Origin of the sequence: Afipia sp. P52-10, assembly GCF_000516555.1 — a bacterium.
Lineage (GTDB): Bacteria > Pseudomonadota > Alphaproteobacteria > Rhizobiales > Xanthobacteraceae > P52-10.
Map to the genome: position 1 here is coordinate 1,810,150 of NZ_AZSJ01000003.1, position 16,147 is coordinate 1,826,296.

At 65.6% G+C, this 16,147-nt stretch carries 16 protein-coding genes; 7 read left to right on the forward strand and 9 right to left on the reverse strand.

The window, feature by feature from the left end; genetic code table 11:
* Positions 1-25 precede the first annotated feature (25 nt).
* Complete coding sequence (locus tag X566_RS09955) at positions 26-235, reverse strand: ferredoxin (protein WP_034465738.1); 210 nt, start codon at positions 233-235, stop codon at positions 26-28.
* Between the two features lie 174 nt (positions 236-409).
* On the opposite strand from X566_RS09955, the gene X566_RS09960 reads away from it, so the two are divergent.
* Positions 410-1,099: a TetR/AcrR family transcriptional regulator gene (locus X566_RS09960; protein ID WP_051443981.1), complete on the forward strand. Its 690-nt coding sequence runs from the start codon at positions 410-412 to the stop codon at positions 1,097-1,099.
* 68 nt (positions 1,100-1,167) lie between these two features.
* Here the strand turns inward: X566_RS09960 and X566_RS09965 are convergent, their stop codons facing one another.
* From X566_RS09965 to X566_RS09975, 3 genes are all read right to left on the reverse strand, one after another.
* Positions 1,168-2,130, reverse strand: a complete 963-nt coding sequence (locus tag X566_RS09965; protein WP_051443982.1) for a tripartite tricarboxylate transporter substrate binding protein — start codon at positions 2,128-2,130, stop codon at positions 1,168-1,170.
* 262 nt (positions 2,131-2,392) lie between these two features.
* Positions 2,393-3,526 (reverse strand): DUF2778 domain-containing protein, encoded by a 1,134-nt coding sequence (locus tag X566_RS09970; RefSeq protein WP_051443983.1) that lies wholly within the window; start codon positions 3,524-3,526, stop codon positions 2,393-2,395.
* Between the two features lie 394 nt (positions 3,527-3,920).
* Positions 3,921-4,694 carry an SDR family oxidoreductase gene (locus X566_RS09975; RefSeq protein WP_034468285.1) on the reverse strand — a complete coding sequence of 258 codons (774 nt, stop codon included), beginning with the start codon at positions 4,692-4,694 and terminating at the stop codon, positions 3,921-3,923.
* A gap of 145 nt (positions 4,695-4,839) precedes the next feature.
* Between X566_RS09975 and X566_RS09980 the strand changes: the two genes are divergently transcribed.
* On the forward strand, positions 4,840-5,808 hold the full coding sequence (locus X566_RS09980) for a LysR family transcriptional regulator (protein WP_051443984.1): 969 nt from the start codon (positions 4,840-4,842) through the stop codon (positions 5,806-5,808).
* Here X566_RS09980 and eno read toward each other — a convergent pair.
* Entirely contained in the window at positions 5,765-7,072 is a 1,308-nt protein-coding gene (eno, locus tag X566_RS09985; protein ID WP_034465740.1) for a phosphopyruvate hydratase, read from the reverse strand. The genes X566_RS09980 and eno overlap by 44 nt on opposite strands.
* Positions 7,073-7,275: 203 nt before the next feature.
* Between eno and X566_RS09990 the strand changes: the two genes are divergently transcribed.
* Positions 7,276-8,154 carry a LysR substrate-binding domain-containing protein gene (locus X566_RS09990; protein WP_051444183.1) on the forward strand — a complete coding sequence of 293 codons (879 nt, stop codon included), beginning with the start codon at positions 7,276-7,278 and terminating at the stop codon, positions 8,152-8,154.
* A 23-nt stretch (positions 8,155-8,177) separates the two neighbouring features.
* On the opposite strand, the gene X566_RS09995 is transcribed toward X566_RS09990, so the two are convergent.
* Both X566_RS09995 and X566_RS10000 read right to left on the reverse strand, forming a co-directional pair.
* Positions 8,178-9,413 carry an MFS transporter gene (locus X566_RS09995; protein ID WP_034468292.1) on the reverse strand — a complete coding sequence of 412 codons (1,236 nt, stop codon included), beginning with the start codon at positions 9,411-9,413 and terminating at the stop codon, positions 8,178-8,180.
* Between the two features lie 301 nt (positions 9,414-9,714).
* Complete coding sequence (locus X566_RS10000) at positions 9,715-9,906, reverse strand: hypothetical protein (RefSeq protein WP_034465743.1); 192 nt, start codon at positions 9,904-9,906, stop codon at positions 9,715-9,717.
* Between the two features lie 423 nt (positions 9,907-10,329).
* On the opposite strand from X566_RS10000, the gene X566_RS10005 reads away from it, so the two are divergent.
* Positions 10,330-11,721, forward strand: coding sequence for an MmgE/PrpD family protein (locus tag X566_RS10005; RefSeq protein WP_051443985.1), 1,392 nt, complete (start codon positions 10,330-10,332; stop codon positions 11,719-11,721).
* A gap of 131 nt (positions 11,722-11,852) precedes the next feature.
* The gene (locus X566_RS10010) at positions 11,853-13,010 is read left to right on the forward strand and encodes an NADH:flavin oxidoreductase/NADH oxidase (protein ID WP_034465745.1); all 1,158 of its coding nucleotides are present in this window, start codon (positions 11,853-11,855) and stop codon (positions 13,008-13,010) included.
* 57 nt (positions 13,011-13,067) lie between these two features.
* Here the strand turns inward: X566_RS10010 and X566_RS10015 are convergent, their stop codons facing one another.
* Entirely contained in the window at positions 13,068-13,340 is a 273-nt protein-coding gene (locus X566_RS10015) for a hypothetical protein (protein ID WP_034465748.1), read from the reverse strand.
* A gap of 240 nt (positions 13,341-13,580) precedes the next feature.
* On the opposite strand from X566_RS10015, the gene X566_RS10020 reads away from it, so the two are divergent.
* Positions 13,581-14,057: a hypothetical protein gene (locus tag X566_RS10020; RefSeq protein WP_244434713.1), complete on the forward strand. Its 477-nt coding sequence runs from the start codon at positions 13,581-13,583 to the stop codon at positions 14,055-14,057.
* 110 nt (positions 14,058-14,167) lie between these two features.
* Here the strand turns inward: X566_RS10020 and X566_RS10025 are convergent, their stop codons facing one another.
* The gene (locus tag X566_RS10025; protein ID WP_051443986.1) at positions 14,168-14,614 is read right to left on the reverse strand and encodes a hypothetical protein; all 447 of its coding nucleotides are present in this window, start codon (positions 14,612-14,614) and stop codon (positions 14,168-14,170) included.
* 104 nt (positions 14,615-14,718) lie between these two features.
* Between X566_RS10025 and X566_RS10030 the strand changes: the two genes are divergently transcribed.
* Positions 14,719-16,140, forward strand: a complete 1,422-nt coding sequence (locus X566_RS10030; protein WP_034465751.1) for an MATE family efflux transporter — start codon at positions 14,719-14,721, stop codon at positions 16,138-16,140.
* Positions 16,141-16,147: the final 7 nt, after the last annotated feature.

Genomic DNA, 16,147 nt, shown 5'->3' on the forward strand with positions numbered 1-16,147 from the left:
GGATCTCCGCGCACACAGGCGCGATTCACTCCTCGATGATCTCGATTGCGAGTTCGGGGCAGTTTGATTTGGCCAGGTAGGCTTTCTCGACCAGATCGTCGGGCACCATGCCGTCGTTGATCTCGTGCGCGTTGCCGAATTCGTCGAGTTCGAACAGTTCGGGCGCCAGCGATTTGCAGCGGCTATGGCCCTGACATTTTTCCGGATCGACGCGCAGTCTCAGTTTTGCCGGCATCGGCAAACCCTCCCTGTTGCAACATGTGCGGCCGGTGCCTTCTGCGAAGCGATTGTGCCGGCGGATGCGATGGCGTCGCGGGTTGGCCCGCGCACTTTAAAGTCGTTCTTGTTGCCGCAAATAATAGCCGCGGCTATAATATAGTTGTCAATATATTTTTGAGGCGGGCGAGCTTTGACCGAGACCGATCACGCTGCCGGATGGACGTTGATCCAGGATTTGCCGGGGATCCTGCCGACGCGGCAGCGGCGCAGCCAGGAAACCACCGTGTCTTTGCTCGAGGCGGGCGCGGAACTGCTGCGCGATTGCGCCTTCGACGAACTGTCGATCGACGAGCTTTGCGCCCGCGTCGGCGTAACCATCGGTGCGTTCTACGGCCGGTTCGAGAACAAAGATGCGTTCTTCGTCGCGCTGCTGTCGCTGGCGATCCGGCGCGGGCTGGCGGCGGTGGATGCCGCGGTGACCGCGGGCGATCGCGCCGCGGCGGGGCTGGAGGAGGTCTGCCACGAGGTGGTGACCGTGGTGACGGAGGTGGTACGCCGCAACGAGGGCGTGGTGCGCGCGGCGTTGCAGTACAAGGCGGTTCATCCGGCGCGCTGGATGATGGTGCGCGAAACCGGCGCCGGCATGGTCGAACGTTCGATGCCGCTGCTGCTGGCGCGGATGGGACGCGGACGTCGGGCGGCGAAGGAGCGGACGGTGACGTTCGCGTTCCAGATGGTGTTTGGCACGCTGATCAATGCGGTGCTCAACCGGCCGAAGCTGGTCGGCTTGCACGACCAGGAGATGATCGATCGTTTGGCGCTGGCGATGTTCCTGCAGCTCGATCACGAGGCGCGGGCGAAACCGGCCTCGCGCAAGTGAGACGCCGGTCCCCTCGGCTTATCAAGACCAACCTCGCGCAGCCTCGGCGAAAGCGGCTGTCGAAGGCGTCATTCGACCTTCAGGCCGATCTCCGGAATCAGCTGCTTCCAGCGCGGCACTTCCACGTCGAGTCGCTCGCGCAGCTTGTCGGGCTCGGTGAGCTGCAACGTCATGCCGGCGCCGGCCGCCTTCTCCTTCAGCACGGCGTCATCCTTGGCGGTCCGGATCTCCGTCCGGATGCGTTCGACGATCGCCGGCGCGATGTTCTTCGGTCCGAACAGACCGTACCAGTTGGTCATGGCATAGCCCGGAAGCACCTCGGAGACCGCAGGCACGTCGGGCAATTCGGGAATCCGGTTCGGGGTGCCGACGCCAAGCACGCGCACGTTGCCGTCGCGCACATGCGGCATGATTTCGACGGCGCTGACGAACACCATGTCGATATCCTTGGCATAAAGCCCGGTGAGCGATTGCGACGTGCCGCGATACGGGATGTGCTGCAGGCTCACGCTGGCCATCTTCTTGAACAATTCGCCCGCGAGATGGTTGCCAGTGCCGACGCCGCCGGAGCCGAAGGTGATCTTGCCCGGTGCGGCTTTCGCCTTCGCGATCAGATCGTTGATATCCTTGATCGGGCTGTCGCTGCGCACGGCGATGCTGATCGGCACTTCGGTCACGAGGCTGAGCAGCGTCAGGTCGCGCACCGGGTCGAAGTTGAGCTTCGGATAGATCGAAGGCACCATCGCGATCGACGAGGTGGTGAGCAGCAACGTACGCCCGTCGGGATCGGACTGGACGACGCTCTGCAGGCCGACGGAGCCGCCGGCGCCGGCCCTGTTCTCGATGATGAAGACGCCCTTGGTTTGCGTCGCGAGCCGGTCGATCAAAAGGCGGGCCGGAAAGTCGACCGGGCCGCCTGCGGTAAACGGGACGATCAGGCGAATGGTCCCCGTCGGCCAGTCCTGCGCCATCGCGGGCGTTGCCAGCAGACCGACGACAAGCAGCAGTGATCGCAGAAGTCCCGATGCCATTTGCGTGCGCCTTCTTCTATCGGGGCGATGGGAGACGCAATCAGCGGCGATCGAAGACGCGATGTCAAGCTGCCGCGATCATGTGGCGCATGATGGACCGGTCGACGGAACGGTCGCCGTTGGTTGTGTGTGGAAGACGCGACGTGCGGCGCGCGGCGTGCGCGTTTCGGACGAGACGAAGAGCGTTTGCGCGAACGCGATGCGCCACGAAGGGCGAGCGAACGCGCTCGGGCGCGACCGGCGCCGGCCATGTTCCGGCGCTTCAGCTCAGCTTCGCCACCACCACCAGGCGCTTCACCGCACCGCTCTTGAAGGCGCGCAGGAAGGTCGCATAGTCCTTGAACGAGACGCAGCCGTTGGAATCGCCGCGCGGGCCGAGCATGTAGGTATGGGTGAGCAGGCCGTTGCGTCCGTGGATGCGGCCATCGCCGCCGACCGGCGTCATCCGGATCGCCTCGACGCCGTGGAACAGGCTCTCGCGCAGCTTGAGATCGTAGACGTGCGGCGGCGTCGCGCCGCGCATCTTCAAGTGAACGAAACGCGGATCGTCCATATGCTTGCCGAGGCCCGAATGCGCTTCGAGTTGGGTGCCGTCCGGCAGATACACGGTGCGCGCGGAAATGTCGTAGACGGCGGTGTAGCGATCGTATTTCGGCGCGCCGTCGAACATGATGGTCTGCGCGTCGCTGGCGATGCCGCCGTCGGGCGACGCGTAAGCGAGGGTCACGCCTTCGGTTTTGGGTTTGCCGAACAGCTTCTGGAACAGCGACGGTCCCTTCGAGGAGATCGCCGCGAGAACGGTGGCTTTGTCTTCAACCGGCCCCTTCGGGGCGGGGAGGGCGCGGGGTGTGCTCGCGCTCGCCTGTGCAACCTCCGGCACAACCGGTCGCGGCATCGGCAGCGGCACCGACGGCCCGGTTGCCTGGCGGACGACGGATGGCGGGGTTTCGACGTTGTCCTGCACAGACGCGGCCGGTGGCTGCAACGCGGCGAAACGCGTGCGCGCTGATGCGGGCAGTGCGAGCTGGTCGGCGCGGGTCGGCAGCGCCCCCATGGCGAATGTCGAAGGCGGATGGCCGAGCGAGTGTCCGGCATCGAGCAGGGCGGCGTAATTCTTCTGGATGACGCTGGTGCCGACGGAGGCGCGGGCCGACTTCCTGGCCACGTTGGTCACGGGCGCATCGGCGCTCGCCACCGGCGCCGGAGCAGCATCGGCTTCGCTGCCGGGACCGCTGATGTTGTTGTACACGACCCACAGGCAGGTGGTCGCGACGAACGCAAGCGCGATACTGCCGATGATGGTTTGCGGAACGGCGCGTGATGTCAGAGGAGCAACGGGCCGCGGCCGACGTCGGGGGTGGTGGGCCGGGTAGTCATGCAGGGCGTCGTAACTCATCTGTCTGTACTGCCGATACACATCTCTTTGGATCGTGCAGCATCCGGACAGGGCCCCCTCTGGCGCAGTCGCGGCACGACAGTTCGCATGCTGCGAGCCTTGCCGCGTTTTGAATCGCGGCCGAGCGTTCGCAGGTGTGCGGAGCGGCATTAAGACGGCATTTTAGTTAAATGCCGATTAAGTATAGGCCGGTGTAGGACGGACGATGATGCAGCACCGGCCTTGCCCCCGCGGGACGGTCCGCCTCTGGCGCGAAATGATCCCCCGCGCCGTCGGTGAACCAAGGCGCGGTTTGCGCAGCCCGCGTGGCAGAATTAAGAACAAAAAGCCCGGGTTCCTTGACGGAAACCGGGCTTTTTCGGCGCGCGATGCAGCGATCAGGAACCGTCGCGGGTCATTTCGTGGTGTAGCCGCCGTTGACCAAGATGGTTTGGCCGGTCATCCACCAGCCGTCCGAGACCAGGAAGCGGATGAACGGCACGATATCGACGATGTCGGTGAGACCGGTCTTGGTGAACTTGGAAAGTGCGGCGGCGGTCTTGTGATAGGCGACGGCATCTGCGCCTTCGGCCGGATAGAAGAACGGCGTATCCATCGGCCCAGGGCCGATCGCGGTGACGGAGATGCCGCGTTCGCCGAATTCCTTCGATGCCGCGCGCGTGAAGTGTTCGACGGGCGCCTTGGTGCCGGCATAGGCGGCATAGAACGGCGTGAACGCGCCGAGCAGCGAGGTGACCAGCGTGCAAATCTTGCCGTTGTCGTTGACGTGCTTGCCTGCCTCCTTGAGGAAGAAGAACGCGGACTTGGCGTTGACGGCGGACATCTCGTCGTACTCGGCTTCGGAGATCTCGACGAAGGGCTTCTTCAGCACCTTGCCCACAGTGTTGATGGCGATATCCGGTTTGCCGATCGCGGCGATCGCATCGGCAAACAACCTCTCGACCGCCCCTGCGGTCGTCAGGTCGGCCTGAAACGCGGCGGCTTTCGCGCCGGCCTTGGTGATGGCAGCCACGGTCGCGTCGGCATCGGCCTTGGTGGCCGCGCTGTTGTAGTGGATCGCGACGGCCTTGGCGCCGTGCTGGGCCAGGTCGCGGGCGAGCAGGCCGCCAAGGTTCTTCGCACCGCCGGCAATGAGAACGGTTTTTCCTTTGATGCTGTGATCGGTCATCGCATTGTCCTTGGCTGGTCCTTGACTCTGCGCGGCCACGCCGTGCGGCCGCATCGGACGGGCAAGATATCGTCTACAAAATCGGGATTAAGAGGGTTATTCTGACAAGACTTGTCGGAATCAACGAACAATTGCGAGGCCAAGCGTGGACCGGATCGATCTGTTTCGCGTGTTCGCCCGGGTCGTGGAATGCGCCAGCTTCACCCGCGCCGCCGACCAGCTCGGCCTGCCGCGCTCCTCGGTGTCGGCCGCGGTGATCGACCTCGAAGCACGGGTGGGCGCCCGCCTGCTGCATCGCACGACCCGCAAGGTCGCTCCGACCGAGGATGGCACGGCTTTCTACGATCGTTGTCTGCGGCTGATCGCCGACGTCGAGGAGACCGAGGGCCTGTTCAAGCAGACGGCGGCTGGGCCGAGCGGAACATTACGGGTGGATGTCCCCGGTCGCATCGGCCGGCTTGTGATCGCGCCCGCGCTACCGGATTTCCTGACGCGCTATCCGCAGATCGACATCGCTCTCGGCGTCACCGATCGCGAGGTGAAGCTGGTGGAGGAGCGTGTCGATTGCGTCGTGCGCGTGGGGCCGCTGAACGATTCCGGCCTGATCGCCCGTGCGATCGGCCAGCTGCCGCTGATCAATGTCGCCAGTTCGGACTATCTCGATCGCTTTGGCACGCCGACAGCGCCGACGGACCTGCGGGATCATTTCGCCGTCAACTATGCATCTCCGTCGAGCGGACGGGTCGAGCCGTGGGAGTGGCTGGACGACGGCAAGGTGCGGACCATGCGCATGCGCGGCAGGGTCACCGTCAACAGCGCCGAAGCGTACATCGCCTGCTGTCTCGCCGGGCTCGGCCTGATCCAGATCCCGGCCTACGACGTGCAGCCGCATCTGGACGCCGGAGAGCTGGTCGAGGTCATGCCGGACCATCAGGCCGCGCCGTTGCCGGTGACGCTGCTCTATCCGCATCACCAGCATCTGTCGCGCCGGCTCAAGGTGTTCGCCGACTGGCTGGAGGCGCTGCTGAAGCGCGCCCTGCTCGCGCCGGACGGGCGTGGCGGAGCTCGCTTCAAGCGGCGGCGCGGCCCGGCCACGCCGGCAACGCGACGTTGAATGCGTCGCGGCCGGCGTAGCGGGCGTCGGCGCCGAGCTCGCGTTCGATCTGCATCAGCCGGTTGTACTTCGCGGTGCGGTCCGAGCGCGACAGCGAGCCGGTCTTGATCTGCCCGCAATGGGCCGCAACCGCGAGGTCGGCGATGGTCGTGTCCTCGGTCTCGCCGGAGCGATGCGACATCACCACCGTATAGCCGGCCTTGTGCGCGCGTGCGATCGTCTGCAGCGTTTCCGTCAGGGTGCCGATCTGGTTGACCTTCACCAGGATCGAATTGGCGATGCCGTCGCGGATGCCGGCCTCGAGCAGGCCGATGTTGGTGCAGAACACGTCGTCGCCGGTGAGCTGGCAGGTTCGCCCGAGTTCGCGCGTGATCAACGCCCAGCCGGCCGCGTCGGTCTCGGCCATCGGGTCCTCGATCGAGCAAACCGGATACTGCCTGACGATGTCGATCAGGTACTGGACGTGCTGCTCCACCGAGCGAACTACTTGCTCGCCGCGGTAGTGATAAGCGCCGTCCTCGAAGAACTCCGACGCGGCGGGATCAATGACGAGGGCGACGTCGCGGCCTGCCTGGTATCCCGCCGTCGCAACCGCGCGCAGGATCGCCTCGATCGCTTCGTGCGCGTTGGAGAAATCCGGCGCGAAGCCGCCTTCGTCGCCGACATTGGTGCGATGGCCCGCACGCATGAGCTGCGCCTTCAGCGCGTGGAAGATCTCTGCGCCCATCCGCACCGCCTCCGCAAATGTCGGCGCGCCGAGCGGCATCACCATGAACTCCTGGAAGTCAAGCGGGTTGTCGGCGTGGGCGCCGCCATTGATGATGTTCATGCCGGGAGACGGCAGAAGCCGTGCGTCCGCGCCGCCGATGTAGCGATAGAGCGGCAGCTTGACGGACGCCGCCGCCGCTTTGGCGGCCGCGAGCGATACGCCGAGGAGCGCGTTGGCGCCGAGGCGACGCTTGTTCGGCGTTCCATCGAGGGCGATCAGCGTGCGATCGATGCCGGCTTGCGCCAGCGCATCGTGTCCGCGCAGCGCGGCGGCGATCTCGGTGTTGACGGCTTCGACCACCTTCAGCACGCCCTTGCCGCTGAAGCGCGCTCCGCCGTCGCGCAGTTCGTGCGCCTCATGCAGGCCAGTGGATGCGCCGGAGGGGACGGCGGCACTGCCGCGCGCGCCATCCGCAAGGATGACATCAACGGCGACGGTCGGGTTGCCGCGGCTGTCGAGGATTTCGGCGCCGGTAATGGTCGCAATCGTTGTCATGGCCTTGCTTTCGCGCTCGCTTGGTGTGATCGACATGCACAATAAGCCGGTCGGCCGCGGACCGCGCTTGGCCTTGCGGCAGGCTGATTGATGCCGTCTGATATGGGTTGATCTATTCGAACCGGCGTCTTGCGACCATCGAATTCGGCTGGCATATTCGTGAGGATTTTTCACAGAATGAGTGTTTCGCTGAAGGACCGCCCATGGTGCGCCGGTTGCCGCCGCTGTTTGCCCTCAAGGCGTTCGAGGCCACCGCGCGTCTCGGCTCGGTCACGCGCGCGGCCGATGAGCTCGGCCGCACCCACGGCGCGGTCAGCCGCCAGCTTCGCGCCCTGCAGGATCATGCCGGGCTCGCCCTGTTCGACAAGGCGGGCACGGGCTTGCGATTGAATGCACATGGTGAGGCGCTGCTGCCGATGGTGACGCAGGCGCTCGACCAACTCGAGCAGGGCTGGCTGCGCGTGCTGGACGACGCGCGGGCGCCGAGCGTCCACGTTGCATGCAGTGCGACCTTCGCGATGCGCTGGTTGGTGCCGCATCTTGCGAGCTTCTACCGCCGTCATCCCGGCATGCGGGTGCGGCTGTCGATGACCTCGGCAAGAGAGATCCGTCATCAGGGAGCCGACCTGCTGGTGGCGTGGGATCGCGCGTCCTATCCCGAGCGCGACCAGGCGCGCGCCATCCGCGTTGCCGATGTCGCATTCGGCCCGGTCTGCGCGCCGCGCTATCCGATCGCCGTCAAGGGCCATCGCATGTCGTTTGCGGCGCGTATCGCCCACGAATACACCTCGCGCGCCTGGACCTTGTGGCAGGAGGAAAGCGGCTTGCGCGTGACGCACAAGAGCGAGCTGACCTTTCCGCACACGCATCTGTGCATCGAGGCAGCATTGTCGGGGCTTGGCGTGGCATTGGTCGAGCAGCGCATGGTCGGCGACGACCTCCGCGCCGGCCGGCTATTGGCGCCGGTCGGGTTCGTGCCGTTCGCGGATGGCCTGGCGATCGTGCCGGCATCCGAGCGCGTCGCATCAGTGGCTGCGCAAGCCTTCATCGGCTGGATCGCCGACGAACTCGCCGCCGGGTGAGGGACCGGTTCGAGCCGCGCCCCTTAGGCCGGCTCAAGACGCCGCGCTTGCGCGGATGGCAGCGGCGGGAAGGCGAGAGCGATGGCTGCGGCGCCGAGGCCGATCGCGAACGATGAAATGTAAAGCCACAAGTAGCTGCCGTAGCTGTCGAAGATCCAGCCGCCCACCAGCGGCCCGAGCGCCATCCCGAGGCTCGACACCAGCGTCGCGGCACCGAACACGGTGCCCATGATCTGCGGCCCGAAGTATTCGCGCGCCAGCACTGCATAGAGCGGCATCACGCCGCCATAGGCGAGGCCGAAGACGACGGCGACCGCGTAGAAGCCGTCGAGATTACGCACGAACAGGTAACTGCCCGCGGCGAAGGCCTGCACCAGCAGGCCGGCCACCAGCACCGGCTTCACGCCGAGACGGTCTGCCAGCACGCCGAGCAGCAACCGGCCGCCGAGACCCGCAAGGCCCTCGACGCTGTAGATGGTGACGGCCGCGAGCGGCGGCAGCCCGCAGATCATCGCGTAGCTGACCGTGTGGAAGATCGGTCCCGAATGCGCGGCGCAGCAGGCGAAGAAAGTCGCCGCAAGCACGATGAACTGCGGCGAGCGCAGCGCCTGCGTCACGGTCAGGCTTGTTCGTTCCGCTGCTGCGGCTGGCGCTGGCGTGCCGTCGTCAGCCAGCGCCGGCGGCTGCCGCACCAGCAACGCCGCGGGCACCAGCAGGCAGAGGGCGGCGATACCGATCGTCATCTGCGCGGGCCGCCAGCCTTGCATGGAAATCAGCCAGCTCGCGAATGGCGAGACAGTCATCGGCGCGACGCCCATGCCGGCGGACACGAGCGAAACGGCCAGGCTGCGGTTGGTCTCGAACCAGGAGCTGACATTGGCGATCATCGGCGTGAAGAAGCTGCCGGCGGCGAGGCCGACGACGATGCCATAGGTCAACTGGAACTGGAGCAGGCTGGTGGCGCGGCTCGCCAGCATCAGGCCGAGCCCCAGCAGCGTTGCGCCCGCCACGACGACAATCCGCGTGCCGAAGCGATCGCTCAGCGCGCCCCAGACGAAGCCGCCGACGCCCAGACTGAGGAAACCGAGCGTCATCGCGCTCGAAATGCCGGCGCGGGTCCAGCCGGTGTCCTCGGCGATCGGCTGCAAGAACACAGCGAGCGAAAAGGTGGCTCCCATGCCGACGCATGTCATGAGCGCGCCGACCGCGACGATGACCCAGCCGTATCCGCGCTGCCGGTCTTTCGTGCTGGGCGCCATGACGAACGGCTCCATGGGTTCGTTGCACTGGGGTTTCGTCGCACTGGGCCTCGCCGCGCGAGCTTCGTTGCGCTGGGGCCTCGTCGCGCAAGGGCGCGCCGCCGTTACGGCGGATCGTCGTGTGCACTTCCTTTGTCGGCCGCCAGTATGCCGGGCGATCGGCCGCGAGAGCAAGCCGCGGATGCGCGGGGAACCGGCGGGTGCGGGGTTGGATCGGCCGCAGGGCGGCGAGCGAGCGCCTAGCGGTAATCGGTAGCGATTCCGTACGTGTTTTGCTGGCGTCTTTGAATGTCTTCTTCCTTCAGCTCTTTCTCTTTGGGAGGATGATCTCGACCGAGTTGTCGCTGGTCCAGCGAACCGGCACGTCATGCAGTCCACGGATGAACAGGAATCCGGGTGCTTTTCCGGGTGGGATTTTTGAATCGCGGGGCATGAAGGCGACCGTCGTGTCGCCGGATGTCGTGGCCCCCAGGTGCGAAACGACCAGACGCATCGTTTGCTCGGGGATAGGAGCGATGTGATCGCGGTCTCGGCGCAGACGTCGATCAACAGATACAATGCCATCGCAGGCGCTATTCGTGGCGGGCGCGGGCGAGGTCAAGTCGCAGGAGCGCCAGATCGGCTCTGTGAAGCAAAGACTCTCTGGCGAGGGAGGAAGAAGATGTGTCGGCCGGTTGAGCGATAAATCTGCGGGTCACGAAATCTCCAGAGCAAGAACAATTTAGATTAATTTCCTATATTGCAGTGGCGCTGGATGCAAAGGACAATATTCCTTGATCGTTGTCCGTTCTGGTGGGTGGAAGGATGAGCCCGCTTCTCCGATGCGAACCGGTTTCCACGCCGCGCGAAAGCGCTATAGTGTCGGGAACAAACAGCCCTGAAGAGGCCAACAAGATTCAACAAGACGGAGGACGCCATGACCGCGACGCCGCTGACGCGTGAAAGTTCCGATACTGCCGAGCCCGTGCTCGTCACCAAGGCGCTGGCGCAGAAGGCCGCCTCCCTCCGCTATGACGATCTCTCGCCGGAAGCCCGCACGGTGGCCGGCCACTGCCTAATGGATTTCTTCGGCGTCACGCTCGCCGGCCGCCATGAACCGCTCGCCAACATCCTCGCCGAACAGATCGCCGAGGATGGCGGCGCGCCGCAGGCGACCGTGATCGGCCGCAACACGCGCGCCAACATCGAGCAGGCGGCGCTGTTGAACGGCGCGATGTCGCATGCGCTTGATTTCGACGACGTGAACTTCGCCATGAACGGCCATCCGACGGTGCCGATCGCGCCGGCGGTGCTGGCGCTCGCCGAACAGAAAGGACTCGACGGCAAGCGGCTGGTGGAAGCGTTTGCCGCAGGCTTCGAGACCGAGTGCCGGATCGGCCGGCTGGTCGGCCGCACGCATTACCAGCGCGGCTGGCACGCGACGGCGACGCTCGGCACCATGGGTGCCGCGGCCGCCGTCAGCAACATGCTGCGGCTCGATGCCGACACGACGGCGCACGCGCTCGGCATCGCGGCAACCCAGGCTGCCGGGCTGAAAAGCGTGTTCGGCACCATGTGCAAGCCGCTGCATCCGGGTCGGGCGGCGGCGATCGGCCTGCAAGCGGCGCGGCTGGCTGCGCGCGGCTTCACCAGCAATCCAGCCATCCTCGATGTGGAGCAGGGATTCGTCGCCACCCAGTCGGAGAGCCCGAATCCGGCGGCAGCCCTCGACGATCCGCCGGGCGGCTTCTATCTGCCGAAGACGCTCTTCAAGTATCACGCCGCCTGCTACCTGACCCATTCCTCCATCGAGGCGAGCAACATGCTGCGGCGGGAGTTCGCGCTGCAGGCCGATGCGATCCGCAAGGTGACGCTCAGTGTCGATGAGGGGCATTTGCGGGTCTGCAACATCGAAACGCCGCGCACCGGGCTGGAGGTGAAATTCTCGCTGCGCGCGACCAACGCGCTGGCGCTGCTCGGCGAGAACACGGCGAGCGATGCCACCTACAGCGACGCCACCGCGAAGCGTGGCGAGGTGGTCGATCTCTGCAGCAAGGTCGAGGTGGCGACCTGGAAGAAGACATCGCACACCTTGAGCGAGGTCGCCGTCCATCTCGCTGACGGCCGCGTGCTGCGCAAGGAGTTCGACGTCGGCATCCCGATGACGGACCTTGTCGCGCAGGGACAGAGCCTGACGCTGAAGTTCATGGGGCTGGCGGAGCCCGCGATCGGCGCAGCGCGGGCGAAACAGGTTGCGGACGCCACCGCAAACCTTGCTGCGGTGACCAACGTCGCCGAGCTGATGGCGCTGATGGCGACCTCACAGTGAAGGACATGACGCGTGAATGGCGTGACATGAGGCGCGGCGGGCTGGCGCACCGGCCTGCCGCTGTGCCAAAACGCTCATGAGCCGTTTGGCCCGAGCCTGCAGAACAACAAGAAGAGGCAAAAGAGGATTGCATGGAAAGCCTGCTGTTTACGCCGATGAATTTGCGCGGCGTCCGTCTCCGCAACCGCATCGTGGTGTCGCCGATGCTGACCTACTCGGCCAAGCAGGGCTATGCGGGTGACTGGCACTATGTCCATTACGGCCGCTTCGCCACCGGCGGCGCCGGGCTGATCTTCGTCGAATCCACCAAAGCCGATCCGCGCGGCTGCACCACGCCGAACGATCTCGGTCTGTGGAAGGACGAGTTCGTCCCGCAGCTCCAGCGGATCGCCGAGTTCGCCAAGGGACACGGCGCCGCGATCGGCATCCAGCTCGGCCACTCGGGGCGCAAGGCGCGCAACGCACTGCCTTGGCAGGGGCGCAAGCCGCTGGCGAGCCACCCGGGCGTCGACCATGGTGAGGACTGGGAACTGATCGGCCCGAGCGCGATCGCGCAGGGCAACGGCTACTTCATGCCGCGCGCGCTGACGGTGCCGGATATCGAGCAGTTGATCGCGGCCTATGGCAAGGCGGCGGGGCGGGCGCATCGGGCCGGCTTCGATGCGCTGGAGATTCATGGCGCGCACGGCTATCTGCTGCATCAGTTCCTGTCCCCGGCCTCGAACCAGCGCGACGATGCCTATGGCGGCACGCCGGAGAAGCGCATGCGCTTTGCGCTGGAGATCGCCGAGGAAGTCCGCCGCCACTGGCCGGACGACAAGCCGCTGTTCTATCGGGTCTCCGCGGTGGACGAGGCCGGATGGAGCGTGGAAGACAGCGCCGGGCTTGCACGCGAGCTCGAAAAGAAAGGCGTCGATGTGATCGACTGTTCGTCGGGCGGCATGACCGGCCGTTCGATCGTCGATCCGGAGAAGCCGCCGAGCTATGGCTATCAGGTGCCGTATGCGGCAGGCATCCGCAAGCTCAGCGGCGTCAAGACCATGGCGGTTGGCCACATCATCCATGCGGATCAGGCCGAGCAGATCCTGCGCGAGGGCAGCGCCGATCTGGTCGCGATCGGCCGCGAGTTTCTGCAGAATCCGAACTGGCCGGTGGATGCGGCGGAAAAACTCGGCGTGCCGAATGCATTCGGGACCGTGCCGTCGGCCTATGGCTATTGGCTCGAAAAGCGGGCGTCGGCCGGTTTCGGCGGCAAGCCTTCGACCTGGCAATCCAGCATCAAGGGCTAAGTTGCCAAGGGTTTCGTCGCGACGGCTCAGCCTCCCGTCCTTCTCGGTCTTCTCGCGTCAGTCCCTGTAGCGGAAGTACCAGTCCTCGTCGCGGAGGCTTTGACGGATGTTGGGGTCGGGGTCGCGCCCAATCAGACGTCCGTCGTAGGAGTAGACCGCATAGGGGTCGTAACGGTTCTGGCTGTGACGCCAATCGCCTGGGGCAACCCGATGGTGGTAGGCGCCGTGCTGGCGATGATGCTTCTGCTTCGCTTTGCCGGCGAGGGCCGGTGTCGTGACCAGCGCCGCAGCGGCGACGAGGGCCAGAGCTTTCAGAGCCGGGGCTTTCATACAATTCTCCGTACTGGGAGTGCTTTCGGGCAACGGTTTAGGGGTTGAGTGGTTCCTATGCGAGCGGGTACGCTCACAGCGGCGTCATGGTGGTCACGTTCCGGTGACCGGCATGACCCTTGGTCGTGTTCGATACGCCAAGTCTTTCCGCCAAGTCTTTCCGCCGAGTTCTCGCACCAAGTCTTTGCGCCAAGTCTGGTGCGCGTTATCCGTCCTGTCCCTGGTCTCCAAGAGGTTGTTGTGATTGCCCGCCTGATCAAGCCCACAGCTTTCCTGCTCGCCATGGGATGTCAGCTTTTCGCTTGGGGCGCGTCGCCGGCCCACGCTGACCGCTGCGATGAACTGGCAGCGCAGCTTGCGCGCCAGATCGACGGGGTGACAATCGGCCGAACGAGCGCCGGCATCATCTATCTGTCGCATCCGGCGGTGAAGCAGGCTTCGCTCGGTTGCTCGGCGCGCAACAAGAGCAACGAGATCTTCGCCTCGACTGGAAGCCGCAAGCCGGCGAAGGAGTTCTTCGATTTCGTCGCCAGCGCAGCGGCGCTGGTGTTCACCATTCCGAAGAACGATGCTCTGCGCGGCGCAACCCGCTGCGCCAACCGCATCGGCTTCTTCCGTGGCAAGAACATCGTCACGCGCTATCGCAAGCTCGACATTCGCTGCAACGGCTCGCGCGATGGAACCAGCATCGCCGTATCCCGCGAGCTGGATATTTAAGTAGGGTCGCGCGACATCGAACCATCTGGCCGAAGTGCTCTCGGCCTCTCCCTCACGGGCGTAAGAGCGCTGCTTCAATCCGAGCAGTCACGATCCAGGGCTTCGGCTCGTCAGCGCGGCTGGGTCCAGGTGCAGATGCCGGTACCGACGCAGGGCCAGACCTGCCGCGGCGCGGCGCGCGGGCGGGTGTCGCGCGCATAGGCATTGAGCGGGTTGGTGCGCGGCCGTTTGGCCGGTGCTGCGATCTTCGGCCGGGGCTTCGCGCTGGGTTTTGGTGCAGGCTTGCCGGCTGAGCGAACCGGAGCTGGTGGCGGCGGAGCCTCGGCCTGTGCGGGCGGCGTGTCCGGCTGCGCGGCTTGCGGCGCGACGGTCTGCTGCGGTTCGAACTGCGAAGGCGGACCTAACGGCACAGGCGACAGCACCGCGCTCTTCAGATCGAAGCCGCCGAAGAAGGTGCCGGGCGCACGCTGCTGCTCTGCCCATGCGGGAGCATTTGCAATGCAGAGGGCAGCAATTAAAGTCACTGGCAACATACGCAACATACCCTTGGCGGGCATCACGGCCTCCAGACGCGATCTTCCCCTTCACTTCAGGAGATATGGTCTGCGCTTTCCGCAGCAAGGGCATTTTTTGGTCACATAGAACGGTATTTTCGGCGCGCATGTCCTCCCCCGATGCTGTCTCCGGCGCCGCGACGCCTTCCGTCCCGGCCGCGAATCCCGTTCGCACCGAGCTGATCGAAACAGTTCGGCTCGCGATGCCGATTGCGCTGACGCAGCTCGGGCAGATCGCGATGATGACCACCGACCTGGCCCTGATCGGCCGCCTCGGCGATGAATCGCTGGCGGCGGCGTCGCTGGCGCACACGATCTTTTTCGGAACATTCGTGCTCGGCATGGGGGCGATGTCGGCGGTCGCGCCGCTGGTGGCGCAGGCGTTCGGTGCGCGCGATCCGCGCACGATCCGCCGCTCGTTCCGCGTCGGCCTCTGGCTCGCGGTGATCCTCGCCGTGCCGTTGACCCTCGTGCTGTCGAAGGGAGAAGCGATCCTGGTCGCGCTGGGGCAGGCGCCGGAGGCCGCCAAGCTGGCCTCCCGTTATCTGCAGGGCCTGACCTGGAGCCTGCTGCCTGGCTGGTGGTTCATCGCCATCCGCGGCTTCATGGGTGCGGTGAACCGGCCGGAGCCCGGCTTGTGGATCACCCTGGTCGCGATTCCGGCCAACGCGCTGCTTGGTTACGTGCTGATCTATGGCGAATTCGGCTTTCCGAAATTCGATCTGCTCGGCGCCGGGCTCGCGACCACGATCGTCGGCATCGGCATGTGCATCGCCGGGTTCTGGTTCGTGCAGAGGCGCCGCCCGTTCCGCAAATATCAGCCGCTGGGCAATGTCTGGCGCGCCGACTGGCCGCTGATGAAACAGCTCGTCATGGTCGGCGCGCCGATCTCCGGCTCGTTCCTGCTGGAATATGGCCTGTTCGCCGCCGCGGCGCTGCTGATGGGATGGATCGGCACCGCCGAGCTCGCCGCGCATCAGATCGCACTCCAGACCGCGGCGATCCTGTTCATGGTTCCGTTCGGGATCAGCATGGCGGCCACCGTGCGCGTCGGCCATGCCGCAGGCCGCGGCGACGCCCGCGGCACGCGCCGGGCCGGTTTCGTCGCCATCGTGCTGGCGATGATCTTCATGGCGGTGATGACGATCGCGGTCATCGCCGCGCGCTATGAGATCGCGCGTTTCTTCCTCGGCAGCAACGTATCGGAAACCAGCGCGACGGTGACGATCGTCGCGACGCTGTTGATCGTCGGCACGACGTTCTTCATCGCCGACGGCGTGCAGACCGTGGCCGCAGGCGCGTTGCGCGGGCTGAACGATACGCGCGTGCCGCTGGTGTTCGCCGCGATCAGCTTCTGGCTGATCGGGTTCGCCGCATCCTATGGGCTGGCGTTCCCGCTTGGCCTTGGAGCGGTCGGCGTCTGGGTCGGCTTTTCATGCGGCCTCGTCGTATTCGCGACGCTGCTGATCCTGCGATTCCGCTGGCTGACCGGACGCGGCTACCTGCCACAGATTCCGCACGCGAGCTGAGCGCGCG

Bases quoted from the DNA above. Each gene is read 5' to 3' on its own strand.
- X566_RS10000 (WP_034465743.1), bottom strand. From the start codon at position 9,906: ATGCGTCTGGTCGTTTCGCACCTGGGGGCCACGACATCCGGCGACACG.
- X566_RS10005 (WP_051443985.1), top strand. From the start codon at position 10,330: ATGACCGCGACGCCGCTGACGCGTGAAAGTTCCGATACTGCCGAGCCC.
- X566_RS09975 (WP_034468285.1), bottom strand. From the start codon at position 4,694: ATGACCGATCACAGCATCAAAGGAAAAACCGTTCTCATTGCCGGCGGT.
- X566_RS09990 (WP_051444183.1), top strand. From the start codon at position 7,276: ATGGTGCGCCGGTTGCCGCCGCTGTTTGCCCTCAAGGCGTTCGAGGCC.
- X566_RS09965 (WP_051443982.1), bottom strand. From the start codon at position 2,130: ATGGCATCGGGACTTCTGCGATCACTGCTGCTTGTCGTCGGTCTGCTG.
- X566_RS09955 (WP_034465738.1), bottom strand. From the start codon at position 235: ATGCCGGCAAAACTGAGACTGCGCGTCGATCCGGAAAAATGTCAGGGC.
- X566_RS10015 (WP_034465748.1), bottom strand. From the start codon at position 13,340: ATGAAAGCCCCGGCTCTGAAAGCTCTGGCCCTCGTCGCCGCTGCGGCG.
- X566_RS09970 (WP_051443983.1), bottom strand. From the start codon at position 3,526: ATGAGTTACGACGCCCTGCATGACTACCCGGCCCACCACCCCCGACGT.
- X566_RS09995 (WP_034468292.1), bottom strand. From the start codon at position 9,413: ATGGCGCCCAGCACGAAAGACCGGCAGCGCGGATACGGCTGGGTCATC.
- eno (WP_034465740.1), bottom strand. From the start codon at position 7,072: ATGACAACGATTGCGACCATTACCGGCGCCGAAATCCTCGACAGCCGC.
- X566_RS10025 (WP_051443986.1), bottom strand. From the start codon at position 14,614: ATGCCCGCCAAGGGTATGTTGCGTATGTTGCCAGTGACTTTAATTGCT.
- X566_RS10010 (WP_034465745.1), top strand. From the start codon at position 11,853: ATGGAAAGCCTGCTGTTTACGCCGATGAATTTGCGCGGCGTCCGTCTC.
- X566_RS10030 (WP_034465751.1), top strand. From the start codon at position 14,719: ATGTCCTCCCCCGATGCTGTCTCCGGCGCCGCGACGCCTTCCGTCCCG.